Source organism: Balneola sp. EhC07 (assembly GCF_001650905.1).
Lineage (GTDB): Bacteria > Bacteroidota > Rhodothermia > Balneolales > Balneolaceae > Balneola.
The window spans coordinates 43,420-69,346 of record NZ_LXYG01000018.1; the positions used below are offsets into that span (position 1 = coordinate 43,420).

At 38.2% G+C, this 25,927-nt stretch carries 25 protein-coding genes; 5 read left to right on the forward strand and 20 right to left on the reverse strand.

Annotated elements, in window-relative coordinates:
* Window positions 1-47 precede the first annotated feature (47 nt).
* From A8B79_RS12020 to A8B79_RS12050, 7 genes are all read right to left on the reverse strand, one after another.
* Window positions 48-707, reverse strand: coding sequence for a hypothetical protein (locus A8B79_RS12020; protein WP_066223068.1), 660 nt, complete (start codon window positions 705-707; stop codon window positions 48-50).
* Between the two features lie 101 nt (window positions 708-808).
* Window positions 809-1,435: a hypothetical protein gene (locus A8B79_RS12025; RefSeq protein ID WP_066223070.1), complete on the reverse strand. Its 627-nt coding sequence runs from the start codon at window positions 1,433-1,435 to the stop codon at window positions 809-811.
* 65 nt (window positions 1,436-1,500) lie between these two features.
* Entirely contained in the window at window positions 1,501-2,019 is a 519-nt protein-coding gene (locus tag A8B79_RS12030) for a GNAT family N-acetyltransferase (RefSeq protein WP_066223079.1), read from the reverse strand.
* Window positions 2,009-3,574, reverse strand: a complete 1,566-nt coding sequence (locus tag A8B79_RS12035) for an amidase (RefSeq protein WP_066223082.1) — start codon at window positions 3,572-3,574, stop codon at window positions 2,009-2,011. The genes A8B79_RS12030 and A8B79_RS12035 overlap by 11 nt, the downstream gene beginning before the upstream one ends.
* Window positions 3,575-4,052: 478 nt before the next feature.
* Window positions 4,053-4,835 carry a hypothetical protein gene (locus A8B79_RS12040; protein ID WP_066223085.1) on the reverse strand — a complete coding sequence of 261 codons (783 nt, stop codon included), beginning with the start codon at window positions 4,833-4,835 and terminating at the stop codon, window positions 4,053-4,055.
* 109 nt (window positions 4,836-4,944) lie between these two features.
* Window positions 4,945-6,087, reverse strand: a complete 1,143-nt coding sequence (locus A8B79_RS12045; RefSeq protein WP_066223088.1) for a THUMP domain-containing class I SAM-dependent RNA methyltransferase — start codon at window positions 6,085-6,087, stop codon at window positions 4,945-4,947.
* 60 nt (window positions 6,088-6,147) lie between these two features.
* Window positions 6,148-6,576 carry an FKBP-type peptidyl-prolyl cis-trans isomerase gene (locus tag A8B79_RS12050; protein WP_066223091.1) on the reverse strand — a complete coding sequence of 143 codons (429 nt, stop codon included), beginning with the start codon at window positions 6,574-6,576 and terminating at the stop codon, window positions 6,148-6,150.
* 92 nt (window positions 6,577-6,668) lie between these two features.
* Between A8B79_RS12050 and A8B79_RS12055 the strand changes: the two genes are divergently transcribed.
* Entirely contained in the window at window positions 6,669-7,091 is a 423-nt protein-coding gene (locus A8B79_RS12055) for a CoA-binding protein (protein ID WP_066223095.1), read from the forward strand.
* 77 nt (window positions 7,092-7,168) lie between these two features.
* On the opposite strand, the gene A8B79_RS12060 is transcribed toward A8B79_RS12055, so the two are convergent.
* Both A8B79_RS12060 and A8B79_RS12065 read right to left on the reverse strand, forming a co-directional pair.
* A complete protein-coding gene (locus A8B79_RS12060) occupies window positions 7,169-7,657 on the reverse strand; it encodes a YajQ family cyclic di-GMP-binding protein (RefSeq protein ID WP_066223100.1) in 489 nt (162 codons plus the stop codon).
* Window positions 7,658-7,757: 100 nt separating this feature from the next.
* Entirely contained in the window at window positions 7,758-8,444 is a 687-nt protein-coding gene (locus tag A8B79_RS12065) for a DUF5673 domain-containing protein (protein WP_066223103.1), read from the reverse strand.
* Window positions 8,445-8,459: 15 nt separating this feature from the next.
* On the opposite strand from A8B79_RS12065, the gene A8B79_RS12070 reads away from it, so the two are divergent.
* Together A8B79_RS12070 and A8B79_RS12075 are read left to right on the forward strand one after the other, a co-directional pair.
* Window positions 8,460-8,786, forward strand: a complete 327-nt coding sequence (locus A8B79_RS12070) for a DUF971 domain-containing protein (RefSeq protein WP_066223105.1) — start codon at window positions 8,460-8,462, stop codon at window positions 8,784-8,786.
* 767 nt (window positions 8,787-9,553) lie between these two features.
* Entirely contained in the window at window positions 9,554-10,570 is a 1,017-nt protein-coding gene (locus A8B79_RS12075) for a Fe(3+) ABC transporter substrate-binding protein (protein WP_066223106.1), read from the forward strand.
* A gap of 252 nt (window positions 10,571-10,822) precedes the next feature.
* On the opposite strand, the gene A8B79_RS12080 is transcribed toward A8B79_RS12075, so the two are convergent.
* Genes A8B79_RS12080 through A8B79_RS12110 form a run of 7 tightly spaced genes read right to left on the reverse strand, consistent with a single transcriptional unit; the run spans window position 10,823 to window position 20,801 of the window.
* Window positions 10,823-12,523 carry an ABC transporter permease gene (locus A8B79_RS12080; protein ID WP_066223108.1) on the reverse strand — a complete coding sequence of 567 codons (1,701 nt, stop codon included), beginning with the start codon at window positions 12,521-12,523 and terminating at the stop codon, window positions 10,823-10,825.
* Between the two features lie 24 nt (window positions 12,524-12,547).
* Window positions 12,548-13,996, reverse strand: a complete 1,449-nt coding sequence (locus A8B79_RS12085; RefSeq protein WP_066223110.1) for a phytoene desaturase family protein — start codon at window positions 13,994-13,996, stop codon at window positions 12,548-12,550.
* Window positions 13,997-15,643, reverse strand: coding sequence for a S8 family serine peptidase (locus A8B79_RS12090; RefSeq protein ID WP_066223112.1), 1,647 nt, complete (start codon window positions 15,641-15,643; stop codon window positions 13,997-13,999).
* A gap of 19 nt (window positions 15,644-15,662) precedes the next feature.
* On the reverse strand, window positions 15,663-16,814 hold the full coding sequence (locus A8B79_RS12095) for a DUF445 domain-containing protein (protein WP_066223113.1): 1,152 nt from the start codon (window positions 16,812-16,814) through the stop codon (window positions 15,663-15,665).
* Between the two features lie 41 nt (window positions 16,815-16,855).
* Complete coding sequence (gene ybeY, locus A8B79_RS12100) at window positions 16,856-17,296, reverse strand: rRNA maturation RNase YbeY (RefSeq protein WP_066223115.1); 441 nt, start codon at window positions 17,294-17,296, stop codon at window positions 16,856-16,858.
* 9 nt (window positions 17,297-17,305) lie between these two features.
* Window positions 17,306-17,752, reverse strand: a complete 447-nt coding sequence (locus tag A8B79_RS12105) for a hypothetical protein (RefSeq protein ID WP_066223117.1) — start codon at window positions 17,750-17,752, stop codon at window positions 17,306-17,308.
* Between the two features lie 58 nt (window positions 17,753-17,810).
* Window positions 17,811-20,801, reverse strand: coding sequence for a DUF2723 domain-containing protein (locus A8B79_RS12110; protein ID WP_066223119.1), 2,991 nt, complete (start codon window positions 20,799-20,801; stop codon window positions 17,811-17,813).
* 178 nt (window positions 20,802-20,979) lie between these two features.
* Here A8B79_RS12110 and A8B79_RS12115 point away from each other — a divergent pair, with 178 nt between their 5' ends.
* Complete coding sequence (locus tag A8B79_RS12115) at window positions 20,980-22,476, forward strand: sodium-dependent transporter (protein ID WP_066223121.1); 1,497 nt, start codon at window positions 20,980-20,982, stop codon at window positions 22,474-22,476.
* A 217-nt stretch (window positions 22,477-22,693) separates the two neighbouring features.
* Here A8B79_RS12115 and A8B79_RS16400 read toward each other — a convergent pair whose 3' ends face one another.
* Entirely contained in the window at window positions 22,694-22,897 is a 204-nt protein-coding gene (locus tag A8B79_RS16400) for a cysteine-rich CWC family protein (RefSeq protein ID WP_076782600.1), read from the reverse strand.
* A 53-nt stretch (window positions 22,898-22,950) separates the two neighbouring features.
* On the opposite strand from A8B79_RS16400, the gene A8B79_RS12125 reads away from it, so the two are divergent.
* Window positions 22,951-23,424, forward strand: coding sequence for a hypothetical protein (locus A8B79_RS12125; RefSeq protein WP_066223125.1), 474 nt, complete (start codon window positions 22,951-22,953; stop codon window positions 23,422-23,424).
* A 252-nt stretch (window positions 23,425-23,676) separates the two neighbouring features.
* On the opposite strand, the gene A8B79_RS12130 is transcribed toward A8B79_RS12125, so the two are convergent.
* The 3 genes from A8B79_RS12130 to A8B79_RS12140 all read right to left on the reverse strand — a co-directional run bounded on the left by A8B79_RS12130 (window position 23,677) and on the right by A8B79_RS12140 (window position 25,925).
* Window positions 23,677-24,360 (reverse strand): tetratricopeptide repeat protein, encoded by a 684-nt coding sequence (locus A8B79_RS12130; RefSeq protein ID WP_066223127.1) that lies wholly within the window; start codon window positions 24,358-24,360, stop codon window positions 23,677-23,679.
* 69 nt (window positions 24,361-24,429) lie between these two features.
* Entirely contained in the window at window positions 24,430-25,110 is a 681-nt protein-coding gene (locus tag A8B79_RS12135) for an ABC transporter ATP-binding protein (protein ID WP_066223129.1), read from the reverse strand.
* Window positions 25,110-25,925: a TIGR00282 family metallophosphoesterase gene (locus A8B79_RS12140; protein WP_066223131.1), complete on the reverse strand. Its 816-nt coding sequence runs from the start codon at window positions 25,923-25,925 to the stop codon at window positions 25,110-25,112. The genes A8B79_RS12135 and A8B79_RS12140 overlap by 1 nt, the downstream gene beginning before the upstream one ends.
* Between the last annotated feature and the right edge of the window lie 2 nt (window positions 25,926-25,927).

Consider the following 25,927-nt stretch of genomic DNA (forward strand, 5'->3'; position numbering starts at 1 on the left):
GAATTATGAATTAATAATCAAATAATCCCTTACTGAAGAACTAATTTTTAAATCCTCAAAGTGTAGCTTAAATAAAAATCGAAACCGGATCCGTTTAAGGATTCGAAAATAGGTACTCCTGATTCGTAGTTATATTCAACATTATAATATTTAATACCGGCTGTTAAAAAACCTCTTTCGTAGTGCTCTTCATACTCAAAAAGCAGATGTAGTCCACTGGTATCCTCATACTTTGTGTTTGTTGAAAACCCCGCAATTTCATCTGCATCAATATTCATCTTTCCATTAAGATAGAAACCATACCCGCCACCAATATTTAAATTTCTATTGGTGATCAATTCGATTGGGAATTTTATCTCCGGCGTGATCACAAGTCTTTTGAAGGAAGAGCTGGCATTTTCCAATGGCGGTCGAAGTTCACTGGCTTGATAATAAAAAGTAGATCCGAATTTGATGTTTTTTTCAGTTATATAATACAAGCCTGTTCCTATGAAAAACCCTCCACCGGCACTAAGAGTAGATTCATCTCCATCTTCTGTTTCAAAGATTTCTTTATTCTCTACTCCCAAACCAAACCCTGCTGTAAGGGTAGCTCCAAAACCTGATTTAACATAATTCGGTATAGTTACTAAAGTAGAATCTGTTTGGGCTATTGAACCGGTTGAAAGGAGGAGAATAGAAATAAATAGAAGCAGGAGTGTTTTCATTGGTCGGTTTTAGAATGTTAAGCCGACAATGATACAATAACTTGCTTCACTAAAGCAATAGATCATTTAGCTTTACTTGATTGGTAAACAACTAAAAGAGCTTAATTTGGGTCTTGACAGGTACATTCGTTTTGAGAAGCATAATATTTGTTTATTTGTTCTTCGTTAAATTTTTCGAATGATGCTTTAAATGCATCATTGGATATAGAACAAATAGGTTTAAGAGGATCTTCTTTATATATATTTATTGAATAAGCTTCTTCAAATTCTATAACATTACCATTTACAATAGTGCTGGCATTATATAAGCTTTTTATATCACTAGTTTGTTGATTTGCCTTTTCTATAACTTTGCAAAAATCTGAAGTGACAATACTAACATTAGTTTCAGGTTTTGCCCGGTAGTTTTCGCATATATATCGATCTGTTTTTTCTACATGATTACAGCCAATGAATAATATCAAGGTATTTTCAATGTATTCTTTATGTTGGTAGGTTTGATAGTTGCTTTTGTTTAACAAGCTGGGGTCAAAGTAAGCATCACTTTCGTGGTATTTATAAGATTTGAATGTGTAGGAGATACTATACTTGTTCCCATCTTGGGAATTGTCCGGCTTAACTAAAGTATGTACCGATTTTTTAACAGGTCCCTGACCTTGTCCATGTAATAACGCCGGCATTGCTAAAGACAGATAAAATAATATAAAAAGTAGTATGAGGTTTTTCATCTAAAATGCTTTAAGTGCAAGACATTCAAAAGATTATAGGTTTAAAAATACATTAATCTGATTAATTAAAAAAAACCGGGATTCAGTATTCCAAAACGGTGCTCATCCAGATACACTTCATTCTTTATAAATCCTTTTTGTGAAACACCTTCTGATTTAAAACCTGAATTGATCAACACCTTCATTGATCCGGGGTTTCCTTCCATTACCGTGGCGTAGATACGGGCTAGTTTTAATTCTTCAAAACCGTATTTAACGATTTTTTGAATTGCTTTGGTAGCAAATCCATTTCCCCAATATGGTTCCCCGATCCAGTAACCAAGTTCTGCAGAATGTCTGTATATATCTTCCTGAGGCTTTAAAGAAATATTTCCAACAAGTTTATTCTGTGATTCAATGGCAAAAGTCAGGATCGGTTTCTGATGCGCTTTGGCATGGATGTATTCTTCTGCATCAGCTTCAGAAAAAGGATGAGGGAGGTAATCCCTTACTTGATCCCAGATCTTCTTGTTGTTTAACAATACAGCGAGTTCACGAATATCTGAACTATCAAACGGGCGTATATTTACAATATCAGAATTCATAATTTCTAAACTCAGGGGCTTTCCTGACGTTGGTTAGTTGTTCGAAAGAATACGCCATCTCGATCATTTCAGGTTCCATCCAGGCACCGCCAAAGAAAGTGATTCCAACAGGTAAACCATCAATGAATCCCATCGGAACAGTTATCGCAGCATATCCGGCTCTGGCAGCAGGAGAGCTGGACGAAGTTCCAAAGTTATCGCCGTTAGTATGATCTGTTTTCCATGCTGGTCCTCCGGTAATCCCGATAAAACCATCCAGATCGTGTTCTTCCATTACTTTATCGATTCCATCTTCCCGAGCTGCTTTCAGCATGTTTGCTCTGGCTTCAATGTATTCCTCTGTATCGAGATCGCCTTTTTTCTGTGCCTGAAGCAAAATGTCATGATCAAATTTCATTTCAACAGGATCCGCTAATGTTTTCTCGATGATCTCTTCCAGATCAGCAACCGTGGCATTTTCGCCAAGCGATTCCAAGTATTTGTTGATACCATCCTTGAATTCATAAAGCAGAACATTGTAACCATCCCGGCCCGAGACATTTCCTATTCTGTCGATTTCTACAATGGTAACTCCTTGCTCTTCCAGAAATCGGATAGTTTCGTACATCAATGTATCCGTTTTGTGATCACTGCCAATGGATGGTTTATAAAGACCGAGCCTTTTTCCTTGCAGTGCTCCTGTTTTCAGAAACTGTGTGTAATCAGAATGAAATTTCTCTTCGCTTTCATTAGTGTATGAATCGCGCTCATCAACTCCGACCATAGTTCCAAGCATAATAGCTGCATCGGTAACAGTTCGGGCCATTGGTCCGGGGGTATCTTGAGTTTCTGAAATTGGAATGATTCCTGAACGACTCAGTAAACCTACAGTTGGTTTTATTCCTACAACACCATTTGCGGAAGAAGGGCAGGTAATTGATCCATTTGTTTCTGTCCCAATAGCTAACATAGCAAAGTTTGCGGATACTGAAGCTCCGGAACCGGCACTTGAACCACAAGGATTTCTTGTTATATCAAAAGGGTTTTTTGTTTGTCCACCCAAACCACTCCAGCCACTTGACGAATTATTACTATGGAAATTAGCCCATTCACTTAGGTTAGCTTTTCCCAGAATAATGGCTCCGTTTTCACGAAGTTTTTGCACAATGTAAGCGTCTTGCACAGGCATAGATCCTTCCATGACTCTGGAACCGGCGGTGTTTGCCATTTTATCTTCGGTATCGATATTGTCTTTGAGTAAGACCGGAATACCGTGCAAAGCTCCAACCGTATTTCCCTCTGCCATTTGTTTATCTAATTCCTCAGCAATGGCAATAGCATCCGGGTTAATGGTGATCACAGAATTGATCTCAGGTCCGTTTTGATCGTATTGATCGATACGTTCCAGATATGCTTCAACAACATCTTTAGCTGTGTAAGTGCCATTCATGTAATTTTCGTGAAGTTCATCAATAGTGGCTTCTTCTAAACCTAATTGCTCAAATTTAGATTGAGATGGTTGACAGGCAATAAATGCAACAAGGACAAATAGAAAGGCAATTCTGGTCATTTTCATATTCCGGAAGTTAGTTTTGAATAGTTAGTTCTTGGAATATAAAACAGAGAAAGAGAAAAGGAAGTAAAATGTTATTAGTGAGGAGTGAGGAGTGAGGAGTGAGGAGTGAGGAGTGAGGAGTGAGGAGTCTTGATTTTGAATAAGACTAATAGTCATCCTGAGGATACCTCCGAAGGATCTGCACAATTCAATTTTAATCCCGGATTAGTCAAATAAGCTTGATTTTAGAATCGACCAAGCGAGACACTTGAAGTAGTTTAGATTCTAAAAGTCTAACAAAAGCCTTTTCGCCGAGCCTGAAGGCTTTTCTGATTTAACGTCTAAATTGAAGAGTGTTAGCTAGTAGGACGTTTACGTCCGGCGGATTTGTATATGCCTTGAAATCAATCCAGATCTCTGGAATACGGCAATAAATGATTGATAGTGATTTTTTAGTTTTATATAAAAACGATTTCGAGCAGTATAGGCTTGCTAGTTATTATCTACAAGCAGGCGTTGAGCGACTCCTTACAAACTCTTCAGAAGGTGTGAATTTATTCAAGTTCCAGGGTTCAGTTTTTTTAATAACTAAGTTTTTATCAAACCAATATATATCATCACGATCAACTTTAATTTTATCATTGCTAATCTCTTTTACCAAAAATAAATCTTCAGAATAATGGACTGTATGAGTTAAAACGATGTTATTTGTGAGTGTATCTACATACCATTCTTCATTTCTTGACGAATAATCAAGACAACCAGATATGTTTATATAAGCTCTCTTTTTTTGATTTTCTAATAATGAATCTGTTAAGAATAACTCGACTTTTGTGCTGTCTTTGGTGTATTGCCAATATGAATCATCTAAGAACTCTACAATCTCTTTTTTTGATAGATGAGTTTGAGGTGGTTTCTTATTTCTAACCATTACGAATGAATGGTAGAAGCGTATAGTATCTTTGGGAATTTTATATTCTTTAGTTGGAATTTCAACCCATGTCGTTCCGATGGTATCTTTCTTGTCTGATGAAACTAAATAATAATTGGGTATTTCATCAAAGACTCTATCTAAAAAGCGATCTTTTAAGACATATTCATCTGTTATCTCACCAAAACGATTTCGTATAGTTACTTTATTATTTTTTTGTATAGTCCAATGTTTATACTCTTCTCCCATTCCAACAACATACCATTCTCCGGCAAAAGCACCGTTCTCAACTGAACAACTACAGCCGTTAAAGAAGAATAACGCAAGAAATAAAATTATCAGTCTATTCATATCTCCATATAAGTTGAAATATGGAATTAGTCAATCTTGATAGAAGAGAGGTAGTTAATATTTTTGCAGATCCTTCTTCACAATACTTCGGGATCAGGATGACTGAGCTTCAATACAACTCATATTCCAATAACCTGCACTCAATAGTAGAATTATACAGTTCAATACGTTGATTGGTTCTTAAGCCTACTTTTTTGGCTAGATCGAAGTTTCCGGTGAAGACATAACCCCATTTTCCACTGCAATCTTGTTTGAAGAAATCACCAATGGCGGTGTATAAACTTTCCAGTTGCTGATCGTGACCGATGCGTTCTCCATACGGTGGGTTCATGACAACAACTCCATCTCCATAAGGAATTTCTGTTTCTCTGAAATCACATACCTTGAATTCGATCAAATGATCAACTCCGGCAGTTTTAGCATTTTTCTGTGCAGCTTGAATGGCTCGGCGATCATGATCGGTAGCCAAAATTCGACCTTCAAAATCTTTATTTCCCTGATATTTAAGATCGGTTCGTAAACTGTTCCATTCTCCTACATCAAAGCCAAGTATATGTTTGATGCCGTAATTAGGACGAAGCAGTCCTGTCGGTTTATTTAACGCTTTGAGCGCAGCTTCAATAGCAATGGTTCCGCTACCACACATCGGATTAACAAAATGTTGTCCCGGTTCCCACTTGCTTGCCTGAACAATAGTCGCAGCCAAAGTTTCCTGCATGGGAGCTGTATGATTTTGAACTCTGTACCCACGGCGTGAAATAGATTCTCCTGATGTATCAAGATAAACCATGGCTTCTTCATTTTTCCAGAACAGAAAAACTACTGTGTGATTCAGATCAGAACCGGAATCGGGTCTTGCACCTGTTTCTTGTCTGATTCTATCAACAATGGCGTCTTTTACCTTCAATTGAGCAAACTGGGTGTTATCAATCGTTTTATTCTTGATGAACGAAGTAACACTCACATATCCGCTTCTATCGATGTACTCTTCCCACGGAATACTTACTAATTTCTCATGCAGTTGATCTGCATTATGTGCCTCAAATTTCTTCAGTAAAAAATGAACTCTGTGAGCCGTACTTAAACACAGATTCAATTTCATACAATCATTTAAAGAACCTGTGATTTCAAGCCCTGCAAGACGTTCATGATCAACTTTGAATCCAAGATCTTCAACTTCCTTCCGAAGATATGGAGTCATTAATTTTGGACAGGTTATAGAAATTGTGGATTTTTGAGAAAAGTCAGCCATAGTAATTATAAGATATAAAAAAGGCTGTGAGTTTATTTCACAGCCTTTTTGAGAGTGAAATTATGCGATCTCTACTACTTCGATTTCGAAGGTAAGATCTTGTCCTGCAAGCGGGTGGTTAGCATCAAGTGTAACTTTTTCTTCGTTTACAGCTGTGATCTGAACCGGAATTGCTTGTCCGTCCGGCTGGTTCAATTGAAGTTGAACACCAACTTCAGGCTCAAGGTCTTCAGGAAGCTGAGCTTTTTCTACTTCCACAACCATTTGTGGATTTGGCTCTCCATAAGCTTCAGCTGCAGGAATTTCAGCAGTTGTTTTATCACCAACGGCTAAACCTTCAATTGCTTTCTCAAAACCCGGGATCAATTGTCCTTGTCCCATTGTGAATTCTAGTGGATCTTTCTGGATGGATGAATCAAATACAGATCCGTCTTTTAGTTGACCTGTATAATGAACTTTTACGGTGCTACCGTCTTTAATAGTTGACAAAATATTTTCTTTCTTTTGGAATTATAATAATTATTAAGAGCTTAAAGATAAGGAATCGAACACATAGTATTTGAAATCCAAAATCTTAGCTTATGTCACTGAACACGCCTGATATCAATGAAGTTTTAAACGAATCCAAAACCATTGCAATCGTTGGATGTTCAGCCAGTGAACATAGAACAAGCAATTACATTGCCAAGTTTCTGAAGGAGAGAGGTTATACGATAATTCCTGTCAATCCTGCAGAAAATGAAATACTTGGAGAAAAGTGTTACGATGCGTTGAACGATATCCCCACTGAGACCACTATAGACATTGTTGACGTCTTTAGAGCTAATGAACATACGGCAGGTGTTGTTGAAGAAGTTCTGGAATGGAACAAGAAAACCGGCCAAAAAGCAGTTATTTGGACTCAATTAGATGTTTCCTCTGATGAAGCTGAGCAGATCGCTGAAGAATCTCAAATACCGTATGTAAAGAATAAGTGTATTATGGTTGAATGGGAGAGAATGTAGAATTAAGAATTCAAAATTAAGAATTGGCGTAGTACTACGGCTAATTCTTAATCCTTAATTCTACATTCTTAATTCAGTTACTTCATATTCGTGAATTGTAATGGAACGCCCATGTCTTTGCGTTTCAGATGTTGGATCACTGCTTGCAGATCGTCTATTTTTTTGCCGTTTACTCGAACCTGATCGTCCTGAATCTGAGGCTGCACTTTCATCTTCAGGTCTTTGATCTCTTTAACGATCTTTTTTGCAGTTTCTCTGTCAATTCCTTCTTTCAGAGTTACATCCATTTTCAAATGACCTTGAGAAGTCCCTTCTTCAGTTCCAAAATCCAGTACTTTAGAATCGACACCTCTTTTAATGAAGTTCTTGATCAACATTTCCTGAACGGCTTTCATTTTCATGCTTTCTGCCGCTACAAGATGGATCCTGTTTTCTTTGCTGTGGAAGGTTACTTCGGTATGCAGTCCTCTGAAATCGTAGCGTGTTGAGATTTCTTTCAGCGTATTATTGATCGCGTTATCTACTTCCTGAGTGTTTACTTCATTTACTATATCGAATGAGGCCATGTTCTTACGTTTAGTTTGTTTTGATGTAATTTAGTTATTTTTTATCAGCTATCAGCTATCAGCTATCAGCTATCAGCTATCAGCTATCAGCTATCAGCTATCAGCTATCAGCTTCTTTTTCCATCTTTTCGATCATTTTTTTAGACAGTAATTTTTCCACTTCTTTTTCATCTTCCGGAGCAACTACGCTACGATGAATACGAATCTGATCTTTGTATTTAAACTCGAGCTCAATTACCTGCTCCTGATACCAATTGTACGAAATAAGATCTTTCCAGGGAATTTCTCTGTCCAGTATTACAAACCCTTTTTTTCGAAGTTCCGGTGTCACTTTCAGAGTTATGGCATAAATTCCAACAGCAATCAATGAAATACCGGATGACATTCGAATAGGCGAAACGGGCAACTCGCTGAAAATAGAAGTCCGTGCGATTCCTAGGATTATAATGGTCAATGCTAGAAGATTTGGTAGCAGATCAGAAATAAAAGCAGTGTTCACATAATCAATATCCCCAAGTTCTTTTTTCATTTTATACTGAGCATAAGCAGCGCCAAGAAAGAATCCCGAGAACGAAGAATAACAGTTGGTCATGAAGGCTGCACCGACAGGTTGAGGAAAATATCCCAGATTATTTAGATATCTTAGCACCAGAAATAATGCCATTCCTATAATACCGGCAAAAAGAAAGCGACGTATTGATATTTGTTCGAGCTTGATAAATCGTTTTTCACCCAGCCAGATACTAACGAATAAAACTAAAACTGCTGAGATAATAGTCCAGATCATTTCTTAATTTTGAGTATGGAAAATTCAGTTCAACCTACGGGTATAGAAGTTAGCAACAATGATCAAGTTCTGGAAATAGAATGGTCGGATGGAGTAAAATCAGTTTATCCTCTTTTTGGGCTTCGAAAAAACTGTCCTTGCGTGATGTGCAGGGGAGGGCATGCGCATATGAATGAATTTGAGCCCAAGATGTTCTTTGTTGAAAATCCTTCTAAAATTGATATTAAAGATATTCAGCAGGTTGGGAATCATGCCATCCAGATAACCTGGGCTGATGGACACAATTCAGGTATGTACCGCTGGGAAACCTTGAGGTTTCTGGATCCGGAGAATCATAAGTAGGGTTTTTTTTAGAGGGTCATCCCTGTAGATGTTAGATAATTACTTGACAGTTTAGGAGTGATAGTTCTAGAAAAGTTTGCCCTTAGTATTTAAGACGGAGAAGAGAGCGTGATCCGGATGCGTCTGCGAAGCAGGAATAATCCTTTCAGGTGAAGAGTGTAGAAATGTATCAGATCGAACGAAGACCTTTAGGATTATTCAGCGCAGGATCAGTGAACCCGTCTTAAATACTTCGGCTTGATCTTTTGCTACTTTTGTATCAAGACAAAAGTAGGTGCCCGTATTCTAAGCTTTGAGTGTTTGCAGGGTTCAATTCGTGGTTTCGTGTACTTTTGTGCCGACAAAAGTACCAAAAACTCCCGACAAGAATTTTTGGCGCGAACTTCATTACATCGACTAATCATTACAAAAGGTCTTCGTTCGTATGATGCCTATTCACAAATCATCCTGAGTGTAATGATTGCTCCTTTGGAGCCGTCGATTTCATTGCGTTCTTGGCTCGCCAATAATTCTAAAGGTCGGTGTAGGCGGAAGCTTTTTTGAAAATCATTTGGGTTATAAACAGGACAATTTATAAAAGTAATTAATCTGACTTCTACATGTAAGAGCCATTCGAGTCTTTTAATGATCGCCAAAAGACTTATTTAAATTCACAAGTCTAACAGCTTTTCACATTTTAAAACAGAATAATCTCAATTCTCTATTTAGATTCTCTCTAAATAATGTTATTTTTGACAGAACTTAAAAGCTAAATCAAAAACTAACTAATGAAATATTTATCGCTAATTGCTGCTGGTGTTGTTTTAGTACTATCAGCTTGTAGTCAACCTAAGGAAGTAAACATTTATTCAGCCCGCCATTATGAGACCGATCAGGCATTGTATACTGATTTCACTGAGGAAACCGGAATTAAGGTTAATCTGATTGAAGGTGGTTCAGACGGACTGATCGAACGAATCAAAAGTGAAGGCGTTAATTCTCCGGCAGATATTTTGGTAACTGTTGATGCAGGACGAGTTTGGAGAGCAGAAGAGGCAGGAATTTTAGGTTCTATTGAGTCAGATATCCTTAACGAAAGAATCCCGAGTTCATTAAGACATCCTGATGGACTGTGGTACGGAATCTCAAAAAGAGTAAGAGCTATTGTGATTAATCCTGCAAATGTAGCTAATCCTGAGTCTTTGACTTATGAAGATCTTGCAACTGAAGACTGGAAAGGAAGAGTTTGTATCCGTTCATCTAATAACATTTACAATCAGTCATTAATGGCTTCTATCATCGAGTCTAATGGTGTTGAAGCAGCTGAAGCGTGGGCTACAGGAATTGTAAATAATATGGCTCGTGCGCCCCAAGGTGGAGACAGAGATCAAATTAGAGCTGTTTCTGCAGGTGTTTGTGATGCTGCAATTGTAAATCATTACTATCTGGCTATGATGCTTACCGGTGATGAAGAGAATCAGGAAATTGCCAAAAGTGTTCAGCTTGTATTCCCAAATCAAAGTGAAGTAGGTCGTGGTGCTCATGTAAATATAAGTGTAGCAGGTGTACTGAAAGATGCTCCAAACAGAGATAATGCCATTAAGTTCATGGAATATCTTACTAACGAGACTTCTCAAAGTTACCTGACAGTTGATAACAATGAATATCCTGTTAACGATGATGCGACCTGGAATCCTGTTCTTCAAGGATTTGGTGAGTTTAAAGCGGATGAAATGAATGTTTCAGCTCTGGGAAAAAACAATCCTGAAGCTATCAGAATTATGGACAGAGCAGGGTGGAAGTAAGACCGCTGATTTCGGCTGACTTTTAAATTGTATTTTAAAGCATCTGTACTATGTATGGGTGCTTTTTTATTTGATGTCTAAATTGTTTCTTCCTAAAAAACAGAAATATGAATAGCAGGGATAAATCCCTTGCTAGCATATGTACGGGATTATAAAAAGAACATAAACAAGTAAGGACTTCAGTCCTGAATATTAAAGTCCAGTTGCTTAACTATATCCTTGTATGAGGAATGAGAGTGTTAAAAACAGAATCTAATGCTCTTCAGTTTTCCTGGAGCGGGTAATGGTCTTACTGAGGAGTATCACAGGAATAATACCCACCAAAACGATCGCTAGAGCTGCTCCGGCTGATTCACCCAGTCTTTCATCAGATGCAAGACGATAGACCTGTACAGCTAGTGTATCGAAGTTAAACGGTCGAATGATAATGGTAGCAGGCAGTTCTTTCATCACATCTACAAAAACCAATAAGAAAGCAGAAAGTAATCCTCCGGAAAGCATGGGAATATGAATTTTCCTCAGGATCTGGGAGAAAGAATATCCCATTCCTCTGGAAGCTTCATCAACACTAGGAGAAATTTTCTGTAAACTGGAATTGATTCCATTGTAAGAAACAGAAAGAAACCGAACCACATAGGCGAAGATCATTGCAAACAGAGTTCCACTCAACAGTAATCCGGTTGAAACCTGAAAATTAGATCGTGCAAACGAATCAATGGTATTATCAAGCCAACCAAAGGGGATAAGAACACCAACCGCTATCACAGACCCGGGAATAGCATAACCCAGAGCACCGAATTGATTTAGACCTTTTACCAATTTTGATGGATTAAGCCGGGATGAATATGCCATCAGTAATGCAACAGATACTGTAATAAGTCCGGCAATGGCTGCAACGCTAAGTGTATTCAATGAGTATAATAAGAACCGTGTATTTACCGAATCTATATTATTAAAGAACATGGACAACAAAAGCGCAACGGGAAGAATGAACCCTAAAAAAACGGGAATGGCACACACTAAAAACGCTCCCCATTTTTTGAATCCCGTCAGATCAAATCTTTGAATTCTTTTAAAACGATTTGTAGCGTTGGTCTGGTCTTTAATTCTGGACCTTGACCAACGTTCGAGTAATATCAGAACAACAATAAAAAGTAATAAGAATCCGGCAAGCTGAGCTGCTGCTGGACGTTCTCCAAGACCGAACCAAGTTCTATATATGCCTGTTGTAAATGTTTGTACACCAAAGTATTGTACGGTTCCGAAGTCATTCAGTGTTTCCATTAAAGCTAACGCTAAACCCGCCGCGATTCCCGGTCTGGCGAGAGGCAGCGCAATCTTAAAAAAGCTTTGAGTAGTGGTATAACCCATAATTCTGCTCGCTTCAAAAAGAGATACAGATTGATTCAGAAAAGCAGAACGCGCTAGCATATAAACATATGGATAGAATGCCAATATCATAATTAAAATAGCACCCCATACAGACCGGATTTCAGGCAGAACAAATTCACCGATACCTAGATCAAAAGTAGAACGAATAGCCGTTTGTAAGGTGCCGGTTATTCCAAAGAAATCTGTATAAATATAAGCCAATAAATAAGCGGGGATCGAAAAAGGAAGAACCGCAGCCCATTCAAAATACTTTTGTCCCGGAAAACTGCACATGGTAATGATCCATGCCAGAGTGACGCCAAGAAGAACCACTCCTGAAGAAACTCCTACAATTAACAAAAGAGAATTGGTTATGTAGTCTCCAAGTACAGTAGAAGCTAAATGACTCCATATCTCACCCGAGGAAACAAAGAATGAGGAGAGAACCGAAAGAATTGGAATAGAAACTAAAACTGCAATAATCCCAGACACTACTGCCCATTTCTTTGATAGCGTAGTTGGATATTTATTAGAATCAGAAGATGTAAATGTACCGGCCAAAAACCGAAGCGCTTTAAACATAGGTCAAAAATAAGGAATGTTAAGCTACAAGGTGAGTTTTATTCCAAATTCATTTTTAAGAACAGATCTGGCGGCATTAAAACCAGACATCCCATGAACTCCGCCACCCGGTGGGGTAGATGATGAACAAATATATAGATGATCAACAGGAAGTTTATAAGGATCCCATTTTAATAAAGGTCGACCAAATAATTGCTTTAAATTTTGAGCTCCACCGTTAATATCTCCACCAATATAATTCGGGTTGTATTTTTCAAAATCCATTGCGTTCATTGTGGATGTTGAAATGATTATATCTCTGAATCCCGGTGCATATCTTTCAATCTGGTTGATGATCCGTTCTTCCATATTTTCAGTACTTCCATTTGGAACATGACAATAACTCCAAAGCACATGTTTTCCTTCCGGTGCTCTGCTTTCATCAAATAAAGAGGGTTGAGATACAAGTACATAGGGTTTTTCGGAATGGATACCTTTCCAAACTTCTTTCTCAGAATGGGATATTTCCTTCATGGAACCTCCTAGATGAAGAGTGCCTGCTTTTTTGCAGTCTTCATTTAACCAAGGGACAGGCTCTGAAAGGGCGAAATCAACTTTGAAAGCCCCCGGACCATAATTAAATCTAAGCAGTTTGTCTTTTAATGAATCAGGGATTTTATTATCTGCAATTGTGATCACTTGTTGAGGAGTAAGGTCAAAAAGGATCGGCTTGTCAGAAGGGAATTCATCTAAAGATTGAATATGAGTATTCAGTTCGATCTCACCACCCAAAAATTGAAAAAATCCTGCAAGAGCTTTCGTGATAGAGTGGGAACCATTTTTAGCAATAGGCCATCCCACAGAATGAACAGTTGTACCTAAAACTAAGCCAAAAGAAGCTGTAAAAGCATTTTCTAAAGGTAAAATACTATGTGCAGCCAAACCCGCAAAGTAAGCTTTTGTCTGTTCCAGTTTAAAAAAACTATTGGAGAGTAAGTTGGAAGAAAACATTCCATACCAACCAAATCTCATCATCGCCAGGGGGTGGTTAGGTATTCTGAGTGTTCCGAAAAGATCTTTTGAGAGATATTCCCATGAATCTATAAAATCTTTGAAAAGCTTTCGATAGTTTTTTGAATCAGCTCCAAGACGTTCTAAAGTGTTCTCAAAAGACTTTTCAGCGATAACTGCTTCACCATTATCAAGAGGATGGGCAACAGGAAAATCGGGATGAATCCATTCAAGACCATAATCTTTTAAAGGTAAGCTTTTAAAAAAGGGAGATGAAAGGGCGGTTGGATGTACGGCTGAACAAATATCATGTTTAAAACCGGATTCCATCAGTTCCTGAGTTCGGGTTCCACCGCCAACAGTATCTTTTGCTTCAAAAATTTTAACTTTCAAACCTTGTTGTGCCAACGCAATAGCAGCAGCTAATCCATTCGGACCCGAACCAATAACAAAGGCATCATAATTTGAAAGCGTTGAACTCAATTAATTCGATCCTGATGATTTAATCTCTGCCAGTTTAAACGCTTCAAATATATTTAAAATTCCTCCCGTAGAAGAAAGTGAGGAAAAAGAGACCGCCTGATCACTTCCGGGTTTGTACACCACATTTGAAGGTTTGGTAACCGTTTCCAGTAAAATCGTTTTTACATCATGTGCTGATAGATTTGGATAGTATGCCATCAACAAAGCGGCTGCACCGGCAACGGCAGGACTTGCCATGCTGGTTCCGTCAAATGATTCATAAGTATCATTGGGTGTTGCTGAGTAGATATCAACCCCGGGAGCAAATAGATCAACACGCATTCCGTAATTACTGAAGTCAGCAGCTAATAAAGAATCTCCCATCCAGGATGAAGCTCCAACAGAAAGAAAGTTTTTCATCATCCCACCATCTTCATAAAATTTATTTGGATAGCTGATTGTGCTGTCAATGTTCTCTGCTGAGTTTCCGGATCCTGTAACTAATAGAACATCATTTTCATCAGCAAATTTAAAGGCTTCATCCACATAAAACTTTCGAGGGGAGTAGGCTTTACCAAAGCTCATATTGATAATATCAGCTCCGTTTTCAACTGCATATCGAATTGCATTCGCAACGTCTTTATCTCTTTCATCTCCATCAGGAACTGTTCTGACGATCATTAATGAAACATAGTCCGCTATTCCATTCATTCCGAGGTCATTATTTCTGATAGCGCCTACAATTCCGGCTACATGAGAACCATGGTCACTTCGGGGACCTTCCACATCATTATTTCCGTAAAATCTGTTTTCAAGATCTTCAAAATCATCACCTACAATATCTCTGGGATCAAAATCCGGATTGTAGGCGTAGTTATACATCTTATCGAATTGTTTGTAGGCGTCATTGATGTCTTCTTCAGTTACATCCAGATCGCGAAAATATTTAATGATCTGTTTTGCCTGTTTACGATAAGCTCCGTCATTGTAATTCGGTTCCAGTTCTTTATTTGAGACAGAGTCGATGGAGCTTACTTTGAAAATATTTTTAGCACCATCAATAGCATTCTTTACATTTTGAAGATTTTCAAAGCTGGTTTTTGCCTCAGCTCTTTTTTCATCAAATTCTGCTTTTATAGTTTGATAATACTGATACTCTTCTTTTTCCTGAGGAGAAAAGTCTGAAGAACTTTTGCCTTTAAACTTGTCTCTTAACTTTAAATAGACTCTGGTGAGCTCATAAGTGTCTTTGTCTACATTATTCCCATCTTTTCCACCTATAAAATTCCAGCCATGAACATCGTCAACATAACCGTTTTCATCATCATCAATGCCATTTCCGGGAATTTCATCTTCATTGACCCATATATTTCCCGCCAAATCTTCATGTTCAATATCAGTACCTGAATCAATGATGGCTACAATTACTTTTTTTGAAGGAGTTTTATTGCCCAGGATCTCGGAGTAAGTTTTTTCCGTTCCTGCTCCTGTATATTCTGAATCTGAAGATAGATGATGCCAATCAGTTGGTGCGGTTCTAGGGGTTTCGATTACCTCTGAAACAGGTTCATCAGCTTCAGGTGGTGAGTTGTCAATTGTATTACCGGTTGAAGAGCATGCAGCAACCAAGAAAGATACCGCAAAGAGCACTAAATGAGCTTTTTTCATATTCCCTAAAGATTGTTAGTTAGTTAACTATTGAATCTCTGTTTTTGATCCAATGGAGTAAAATATCTAATCCTAAGGTAATTGAAATTATAAGCACCAACAAGACAAGGCTACCAATTGGTTTCCAGATTATGAATCCTCCAAGTGTTCCAAGCACGGCTCCTAAATACTGGATATACTGAAGTTGATCGTTACTGGCATTTTTAATCAGCTTTTCCAATCGCTGTTCATCGTATTCCCTTAGGTTGTCCTCAACCAAAGCGTGAACATCCAATTGATTGATAAGCTTGTATAGGAGAGAGGTAACAATGTTTTCAATGGTTGAGCTGTTTGCTTCTATTTTATCAGGAAGTGTATCCAGAAAACTGTCTAATTTATCTAAACCTTTTTCCACGCCGCCCGGAAGCTTAGTTAGAGCGTCTTCTACTAAAGATTGCATTTCCTGTCCTTTGATGAAACTATAAGCCTTTAGTGCTACTTTTTCGAAGGAATTCTCTTCTATATTATTCTCAATTTGATGAATAATCGATTCTGCAATATTGGCTCTCACTTCGGGCTGAGCTACCATTTCATCTACATAGTTTACAGCTAGAGCTTTCAGATCAGTTCTGAATTCAGGATCGTCAATTACTTCTCTGATATATTCTGTTGCCTGAGCTCTGTATTTTGATATAGCATTCGATTCCTGAATTTTTTGCTTAATGATATCAGGATTAATAAGATCTTCAGATACAGCAGCAGCTAAGCGAAAGGCAATTCTGTCTTTTTGAGCAGGAACCAAGCCCTGACCAAAAATGGGTCTTCGTTTAGCCGGACGAAAAAGCATTGTAATGGCAAGCCAGTTGGTAAGGAATCCAATCAACCCACTTATGGAAAGTATTCTCATCAAACCTTCAAACTCTACATTAAAACCAAATAGAGTTGTTTGAACTCCATTAAAATCCCAATAAAAGGAAGTAATAAATGTACCGATCAGCAGCAGTGGGAAGAGGAATAGAAGTTTAAGCAGGATCTTGTATTTCCCTTCCTTTTTAGGAGGGCTTATTCTGGAAACCGGATCTTGCTCACTATCAGTTTGTTTTTCGATCTGCTTTTGAAGAATGCCCCAAAATTGCTTTCCGTATTCTTTAGTGCGCTCAGTAATGATATTTTTTTCTTGTTGTTCAGCCATACTATTAGTTTTGGCACTGCTACGAGTGAAAGAGGCTTAGGTTACTCGTAAAACATAGATAAATACAGATTTTCTAAATTGGTCATTTCCTCTTTTTCTGCTTCAGACTGATCTTCATATCCAATAAGGTGAAGTAAACCATGAATTAATATTCTGAGGCATTCCTTTTCTGAAGTTTGGTTAAACTCCTTAGCCTGATCTATTATTCTTGACAGGCAACAATATAATGTGCCTTCGATCTCGGTATTAGAATCGTCCTCATCGTAGCGGAACGAAATAATGTCAGTTACATAATCCCGCTTCAGAAACTCTTTGTTAATTCTTACGATCTCTTGTTCATCAACATAAGCAAGCTCAACCATTTCAAAGATCACTTTTTCATGTTGAGCAACAAACTCGAATACTTTTCTGCAATCGATTTCTTTGCAAGGCAAATCGATATCTGTAGTATTGAATATTTGAAGAGGGTAGGTCTCAGCCACAATCAGCAGTTAAAAGCTGAAGTCATCATCCATTGATTCTGTGAGCGATAATGCAATGCCACACATCATCATATCTTCCGGAAGTTGAGTGAAGTCTCCCGTAAGTAAACTTTCATCTACATTAGCATAGAGGCTACAACCGGCAGCCTTTTCTACTATCAAACCGGATGTTTTTTCACCTGATTTTCCAAAAAAGGTAACTTGTTGGAGCATATCGCTTGCAACAAAAGCGGTGCAGTTATGAAGCTGAAGAAATGTGTTATATGCATAAACAGAGACCATGTTCATTTCTTCGCCATTAACATCTAATCCCAGATGAATTTCGAGAGCGAGCTTTCGGTTCTCTTCTTCGTTCTTTACTTCAATTCTGAATACATCTTTTCCTAAGGGTTTTGGTGTAGCTCCAAGTACCTTTCCGATAGTTGAAATATTTTCTGCTGTAAATTGATGGATCATGATATAAAATTTTAGCTCTCAGAATATACAATACTGAGAGCTAACTATAAATAGATGGTTAATTTAAACCGAATTGAGTTCCTGTTCGAATACTTTCTTCCCGGTTTTTAGGAATTAAAGGTATTTGAGAGCCTTCAAACTTAGCATTTGTCTCTTCAGCAATCTGCAGACCTTGTTCGTCATTACCGGCTCTGAAATATACATACTGTACAATTATCAATGCCTGACGTTCTCTCATTATATTTTGAGAAATACTTCTGGCTTGTTGAACTAATGTGTTATTACGTTGAGTTAAAGTTCTTTGCGCTTTGATATCAGCATTTCTTCTTGCTTGCTCATATTGAGCAGATATCTCAGTAAGCTCATTTTGAATGTTTTGGAACCTGTCAAATTCTGTATCCAGCTTTTTAACATATCCATCCAGAGAAAAATCTAACAAACGTAAAGCATCTTCAGTTTTACCTAATTGAGCATATCTGTTTGCGTAAAGAGCAATGATCGTACTCACTTCTTCGTCTTCACGAAGAGGTACTACTCTTTCTCCATGCTCCAACCAATACAGAGCACTGTCAGGTTGATTTTGAAGTATGAACTTTTCTGCCAGTTGCAGATAATTATAACGGTAATTACCCATCATACGGCGGATATTTTCATCTAAATACACATCCGGATTTCCCCATTCGCGGTGACTAAAGTCACGAAACCTTCTGGCATGAATCTCAGCATCTATATATGCATTTCCAACTTCTGCTTCCATTTTCTTAGGGATCACACGATATGCTTTCCCTTCAGTACGGAAATAATCCTGAAGATTAAGTTGGCTCTCGCCGGACACTGTGTTAGCAAAATACACAGGACGTAACCAGTTATTGCTTTCAAGTATTTCAAGAATTAATCTATCCTGAATTTGAAGATATCTGATGTCATTTCCTTCCTGATCTTTGCCATAATATCTTCCCGCAAGTCTCCAGCTAACTACATCATCCAATGAGTCAACTGGGATTTCGTAATCAGTACCTGATTGTAAGATAGGAACTTCACTACCTGCAACACCTATAGCTTCTTTGTAATCAGTGTCTTCCGAAAATGCCCTTCTCAGCAGTTCTTTATCCACAGGGATGGTTATATCCTGTGGTAGCCATCGGGAAATGCCTGAAGTAATTTGTTCAACTTCATCATCTGTTAAATCGATTGGGAGAGGAGCGGACTCATGTGACCACTGGTCTCTTAACTGCTTGATGTACCAATCTGTATTTAAAAGACTCAAACAAACAATACGAACGTCTGTTCTAACGCCTTCCACTTCCTGAGCATACCAAAGAGGGAAGGTATCGTTATCACCGTTGGTGAATACCAATGCATTGGGCGCTAAGGAGTTCAAAAGGTTTTTAGCGTAATCAGGAGCAACGTAGCGGTCACTTCTGTCATGGTCATCCCAGTTCTGATATCCCATCCAAACAGGGGATGCCAGCAAGCACAATCCGATTACAGCATATGCCGCCATTGAATTTTCTTTGATAAAGGACTTGATCAGATCAACCAATCCGGTTACACCAATTCCAATCCAAATTGAAAATGCAAAAAAGGAACCGACATAGGCATAATCTCGCTCCCTGGGTTGATAGGGTGGCTGATTTAGATAGAAAATTACTGCCAGCCCCGTTACCACAAACAAGGAGAGTACGGCAAAAGCCCGTTTCTTATCCGTGGAAAAGTGATATATGAGTCCAAATAGTCCAAGCAGAAAAGGAATGTAGAAGTAGGAGTTACTTGCTTTATTACTCGGATATTTCGGAGCTGAAAAACCGGATTGCCAACCGGTGTCCTGTATATCTGAAGCCCGGCCTATAAAATTCCAGTTAAAATATCTTACATACATGTGCACGACCTGGTAATTCCAGAAGAAATCCCAGTCGCTGTCATATCTCCCATAATATTCAATATGACGAGGATCTTGGGAGTGACGTCGTGGAAAAAGCTCTTCATTTTCAGTTCCACGCGTTATTTGTCCGGTGGCGTCGTCATAATTATTTCCTTTCAGGATAGGTGTATCACCATATTGATCTCTGTTCAGGTACTTTACAAAAGCTTCCACAGTTTCAGGATCATTCTCATCAATGGGAGGATCAGCAATAGATCGGATCATAATTACGGAGTAGGAAGAGAAACCCATCAAGATCATAGCGTAACTGATGATCGCAATATTTGCCAGGCGATATTTCTTTTTATGGGTATACCAAACTCCCCAGGCTACCGCAAGCATTATTAAAAAGATGAATACGAGAGGATTGATCAGACCATAAGTGGCGCCTCCAACTTTGGACGACCAGTCCGGTATCCATTTTATAGTAGCGGGATAAATCACAAAAAAGGAGGTAACTGCCAAGATTCCCATTATGCCAAACGACATATAAGTGAAATCTTTCTTCTTGAAATAAATAATGAGAGCTACAAAGAAGAGTGCAAGCAAATTCAACAGGTGAACTCCAATGGCTAATCCAAACATATATGCGATCAAAACAAGCCACTTTTCGTTATAAGGGTCCTCATGACGTTCCGACCATTTTAATGCGAGCCAGACTACAATTGCCGTAAAGAACATCGAAAGTGCGTACACTTCTGCTTCCACAGCGTTAAACCAGAATGTATCTGATACTGCAAATGTTAGCGCGCCAACTAAAGCTCCACCGTACATTCCAATTTTGTCCATCAGACTGAATTCTGAGACATCACCTTTCCATTCTCTTACCAATCGAACAATGATCAGATATAGGAGCATGATAGTTAGTGCAGATGCAAGAGCACTGATGAAGTTTATGCTCACAGCAACATATTCTGTAGGCATAAACATGGAGAAAATTCTACCAAGAATAGAGTAAAAGGGAGCTCCCGGAGGATGGTTTACCTGCAATCCGTGCGCAACAGCAATGAATTCGCCTGCATCCCAAAAACTGGCAGTGGGTGCAAGTGTAAGGCAGTAAATGATTAACGAAGTAAAGAAAGTGAATAAAGCGAGGTACTTATTGGTTGTTTTATGATCTGAAAACATCGAAAATTTTCTTAAGAAATTGTTTTTTGGATAGTCGTTTATTACCGTTATGCTTGGCTTGCAATTATAGGCATAGCCTTGTTCTATTCAAAATATAGAAACCACGAAGATAATAATCTTCAGGTGAAGAAACGGCTACTTTAAACATGTATTTTTTCAATTAACATTATTTTTTAAAATGAGCGAACCGAAACAAGTTTTTTCCTCCAAATTAGGCATGATTCTGAGTGTTCTTGGAATTGCTGTCGGTACAGGTAATATCTGGCGATTCCCTAGAATAGCAGCACAAAACGGAGGGGAAGATGGTGCAGGTGCTTTCTTGATAGCCTGGGCTATTTTCTTATTCATGTGGTCCATTCCTTTAATTATTGCAGAATATGGAATAGGTAGACACAGTCGGAAAAGTGTAGTTCAGTCTTTTGCTGATCTAATCGGTGAGAAAAAAGGATGGATGGGTGGCTTCATAGGTTTCGTTGCCACGGCAATTATGTTCTATTACAGCGTGGTAGCAGGATGGTGTTTGTATTACTTATCACAAGCTTTGTTTGCACCTCTTCCTGAAACTGCAGATCAGGCATTGGGAATCTGGAATAACTTTCAGGCTTCTAACTGGCCGATCCTGACTCATGCAACGGTGATGCTATTAGGTGGCTATATTGTTCTGAAAGGGATAAAATCCATAGAGAAGGTCAATAAATTCCTAATTCCCTCACTTTTGGTGGTATTGGTGATCTCGTTGGTAAAAGCTCTAACTATTGAGGGAAGCGGAGCTGGTATTTCATATTTATTTACTCCTGATTGGAGTGATTTGAAAAATCCCAATTTATGGTTGGAAGCTTTAACCCAAAATGCCTGGGATACCGGAGCAGCATGGGGATTGATACTGACATATGCTACTTACATGAGAAAGCAGGATAATGTAACGGTCAGTGCTTTTCAGACCGGAATTGGAAACAATATGGTTTCCATTGTTTCTGCTATAATCATTTTCTCTACCGTGTTTGGTACGCTTGGTGCAACGATGTCTAATGCAGAAATTCTTGATGTAATGAAAACTTCAGGTCCGGCTTCAACCGGTTTAACTTTCATCTGGATGCCAAGATTGTTTGCGACCATGAGTGGAGGAGGAATTTTCTCTATTCTATTTTTCTTAGGATTGACTTTCGCCGCTTTCAGTTCTTTGATATCTATGATCGAGTTGGCAACTAAGGTATTTGTGAACACAGGAATAAAAAGAAAGAAAGCTACCATGGTAATTTGTGTGGCTGGTTTTGCATTCGGTATCCCTTCCGCGATGAATCTGAGCTTCTTTGCCAATCAGGATTTTGTATGGGGAGTAGGACTGATGGTTTCCGGTGCTTTTATTAGTTATGCCGTTATCAAATATGGTGTACATAAATTCAGAAGCGAATTGGTTAATACTGACCCAGAAGGAGTGCAACTCGGAAGATGGTGGGAGATAATTCTGAAATATATTGTCCCGGTTGAAGTCATTACACTACTTGGATGGTGGATGTTCTTAAGTGCAACCGAGTACGCACCTGACAGCTGGTACAATCCGCTAAGCGCATTTTCTGTAGCTACAGTACTTGTTCAGTGGGCAATTGCCTTTGGACTGGTGAAGTTCTTTAATAAGAAATTGGTCAGAAATAATTCAAAGGCTGACCAGGATTAGAAATGATCTTCATGATTAACAGGATTTCTATCGAAAAAAATCCTGTTAATCTACAATTTTGAGAATCCTGATTTGCTTGTTTCTCCATCCCAAGCTCCTGCTTAGGATTAAACGGAGGAGCTCCTGCTCCAAAATCTCCTTGAATCAAATCTGTTGATTTCTCCCTCCGGTCGAAATGACAAAAGGATTGTTAGCTTTGTAGGTAGAAAAAGTCCGCTTACCTAGAGAGTTTGAAATTACCTTTGCCGGCTTTTATTTCCTTCAGACACTCAACACACAGACAATCTTCAAATTTACTATTGATAAGTTTTCTGTCTTTTTCAGTGAGTGTTACCGTTGAGCACTGACATTCTGAAATTGAATTCGCTTTACATTCAAAGCCTTTCTTACATCTAGGGCAGTATTTATTGGTTTTTGTCATAATTAACTAAATTAGACAGAAGTTAATGAATTCGAAATCTACCATAGCAACAAATGAATAAACAACTGTATAGAATATCTGTTTTTTTAGTATTTCTCGTAATAAACTGTAACAATGATAGAGTTTTTATTAATTCATTCAATGAAGATCAAACAATTACAATTCTAACTCAAGATACTATACGATATGTAATTAACGGAGAGCATAAGTCTATCCCTGATACTAATTATATAAAGTATAAAATTTCTTCCAGAAGATTTGCGGATGAATTTGGTGTTTGTTGGGATAAGGATGGTTATAAATGGAAAGTCGTAAATGAGGCGTTAGAGATTGTTGATAATAGACTAAATTCAAATTTATATTTTTTAAAAATTAATCACGATCTTGATTCAAGAAATATACCAACTATGATAAATTATATGGAGAATGATTGTATTAGATTTACAATCGAAGATAACATAGGTGTACGCCTAGGTATTCTTAAATCCTATCATGTAGTTGCTGAAAATGGCAAATATATAAACTAGCCAAAGTATTTAGAGTATTCTCTCCCCATTTTTTGTTAAAAATAAGATTTGTTAGTAAACAAGAGCATTGGTGTTACTCATCAGTAGTAAATCAATTTTGTGGAGAAAAGGTAGTTGATTTTTCGTTCCTAGAAGGTTAATAATTTGAGCATAAGTTTGAGAAATAGTCAATGTTCTCACCGAATGATAAACAAACAAAAAAGGCCTCCAAACGGAAGCCTTTGATAAAAATAAATAAGATCTGAAACTGAATTAGTTAGCAGCCAGTGTTCCTTGAAGTTTTCTGCTGTTGGTAGCTTCAGGGCTGTCCGGATATTCTTCAATGATGGTAGAAGTAATACTGCTTACTTTTTCCATATTGCCAAGTTCCTTGTAAACATTAGCAGCTTTCAAAAGATTGAACGGGGTAGTGGAATCGTTTTTATCCCAGTTTGCAGCTTCTTCATACTTCTTAGCTGCTTTTTCAAGGCTTCCGTTTAGCTTCAGAAGCGTTGCATGGAAAGATACAGACCCAACACCCATAATTCCTTTTGGATGCTTGTATTCCTGAATGTAGCCTAAAGCTTCTTCGTAATTATCCATTTTGAAATAAGAAACTGAAGCGTAATAAGCTGCAAGGTTTCCGGCATTTGTTCCTGAATAATCGTTAGCAATTGCAATGAAACCATAAGAAAGCGTGTACTCATCTCCGTTGAGAGCAGTTTGGTAATCACTTGCAGAATAACTTTGCTCTGCTGCTGCTAAATAGTTTTGTGCTTCCTGTTCTTGACCTTCAGCATAAAATCTATATCCAATCAATACTCCGATAACAACTATAACAGTTACCGTTAATGACAGAATCATAGTTCTGTTTGCATTAAAGAAGGATACCGTTTGTACATATTTGTCTAACAACGGATCGTGTTCTAACTCTTCTTTAGTAAATTTCTTCGTCATGTTTTTTTAATTAAGTATGATTTTGATAGGGGGCAAAAATAAGGCTTTTAGCGGTCAACCGAAATTGATTTAATCAATTGTTCCATTTTTTATTTCCAGGATAGTGTCAGAACGTTCCGCAATATTTTTTTCGTGGGTAATTAACAGCACAGAAACACCGTCTCTGTCTCTTAATTCAAACAAAAGATCCAGAATGATCTGTGTGTTGGCATCGTCTAAATTTCCGGTGGGTTCATCAGCAAGAATAAGTTCCGGATTGTTCATCAAAGCTCTTGCCATGGAAACACGTTGCTGTTCACCACCCGAAAGTTGAGTAGGGCGATGGAACCTTCGGTCTGCAATACTGAACCGCTTCATAAGTTCCAGTGCTCTGTCAGAAGCTTCTTTCATCGGTACTCCGGATATCAGAGCGGGCATAGCTATATTTTCAATGGCTGTAAATTCAGGCAACAAATGATGGAACTGAAATACAAAGCCAATATTTTTATTTCTGAACTCTGCTAATTTATCAGAATTCATAAGGCTGATATCTTTATCACCCCAAAGCACCGAACCTTTGTTGGGTTTATCAAGTCCGCCCAGAATATGAAGTAAGGTACTTTTACCACTACCACTTGAGCCAACAATAGAAGTGATGGTTCCTTTTTGAACTTCCAGATTAACATTTTCGAGTACTTCTAAAGGCGGGCCGCCGTTATCATCATCGTAGCTTTTATAAATCCCTTCAGCTTTTAATAATAATTCTGACATCAGCTTTCCTTGCTAGAATAAAATTCAGGATAAGTAACCTGTTCGATATGAACGCATTTGCCTGTTTCAGTATCCACTTTAGCAAATACTCCGCATAAATGATTATCACCTTCTGCTGCGCGATATTTTTGGTGAACTCCGGTAGTAAATCGTTTTATTGCGACTTTTTTGTCCATTCCGATGGATGAATTAAAAGAACCTGTCATTCCAGCATCGGTTTGATAACCTAATCCCTGTGGAAATATTCTGGCATCACCGGTTGGGATATGAGTATGCGTTCCAACCATTACCGAAGCTCTGCCATCAATATGCCAGCCCATGGAGATCTTTTCTGCGGTTGCTTCCGCATGCATATCCACAAAAATGATATTCGTTTCTTCTTTTATTTTGGAAAGAGCCCAATCAGCGGCAGAAAAAGGATCGTCAATAGCTTTCATAAACGTACGTCCTTGTAAATTCAATACACCGATCTTATAAGAAGTACCCGGGATTTCATACACTCCAAAACCGGAGCCGGCATTTCCCTTGGGATAGTTAAGAGGGCGCAGGATAGTGTTATTTTCCCGCATGTACGGAAACACTTTCCATTTGTCGAAAGAATGATCGCCACCGGTAATTACATGGACTCCAAGATTATGAAGAGACTTGATGATAGATTCGTTGATTCCATGACCTTCATGTGAATTTTCACCGTTAGCGATCACAAAATCAGCCTCATATTTCTTAATAAGACTTGGAAGTACCGTTTCTGTTAATTGTAATCCTGGAGAGCCAACGATGTCTCCGACAAACAAAATGCTGACAGTTTCAGCCAATG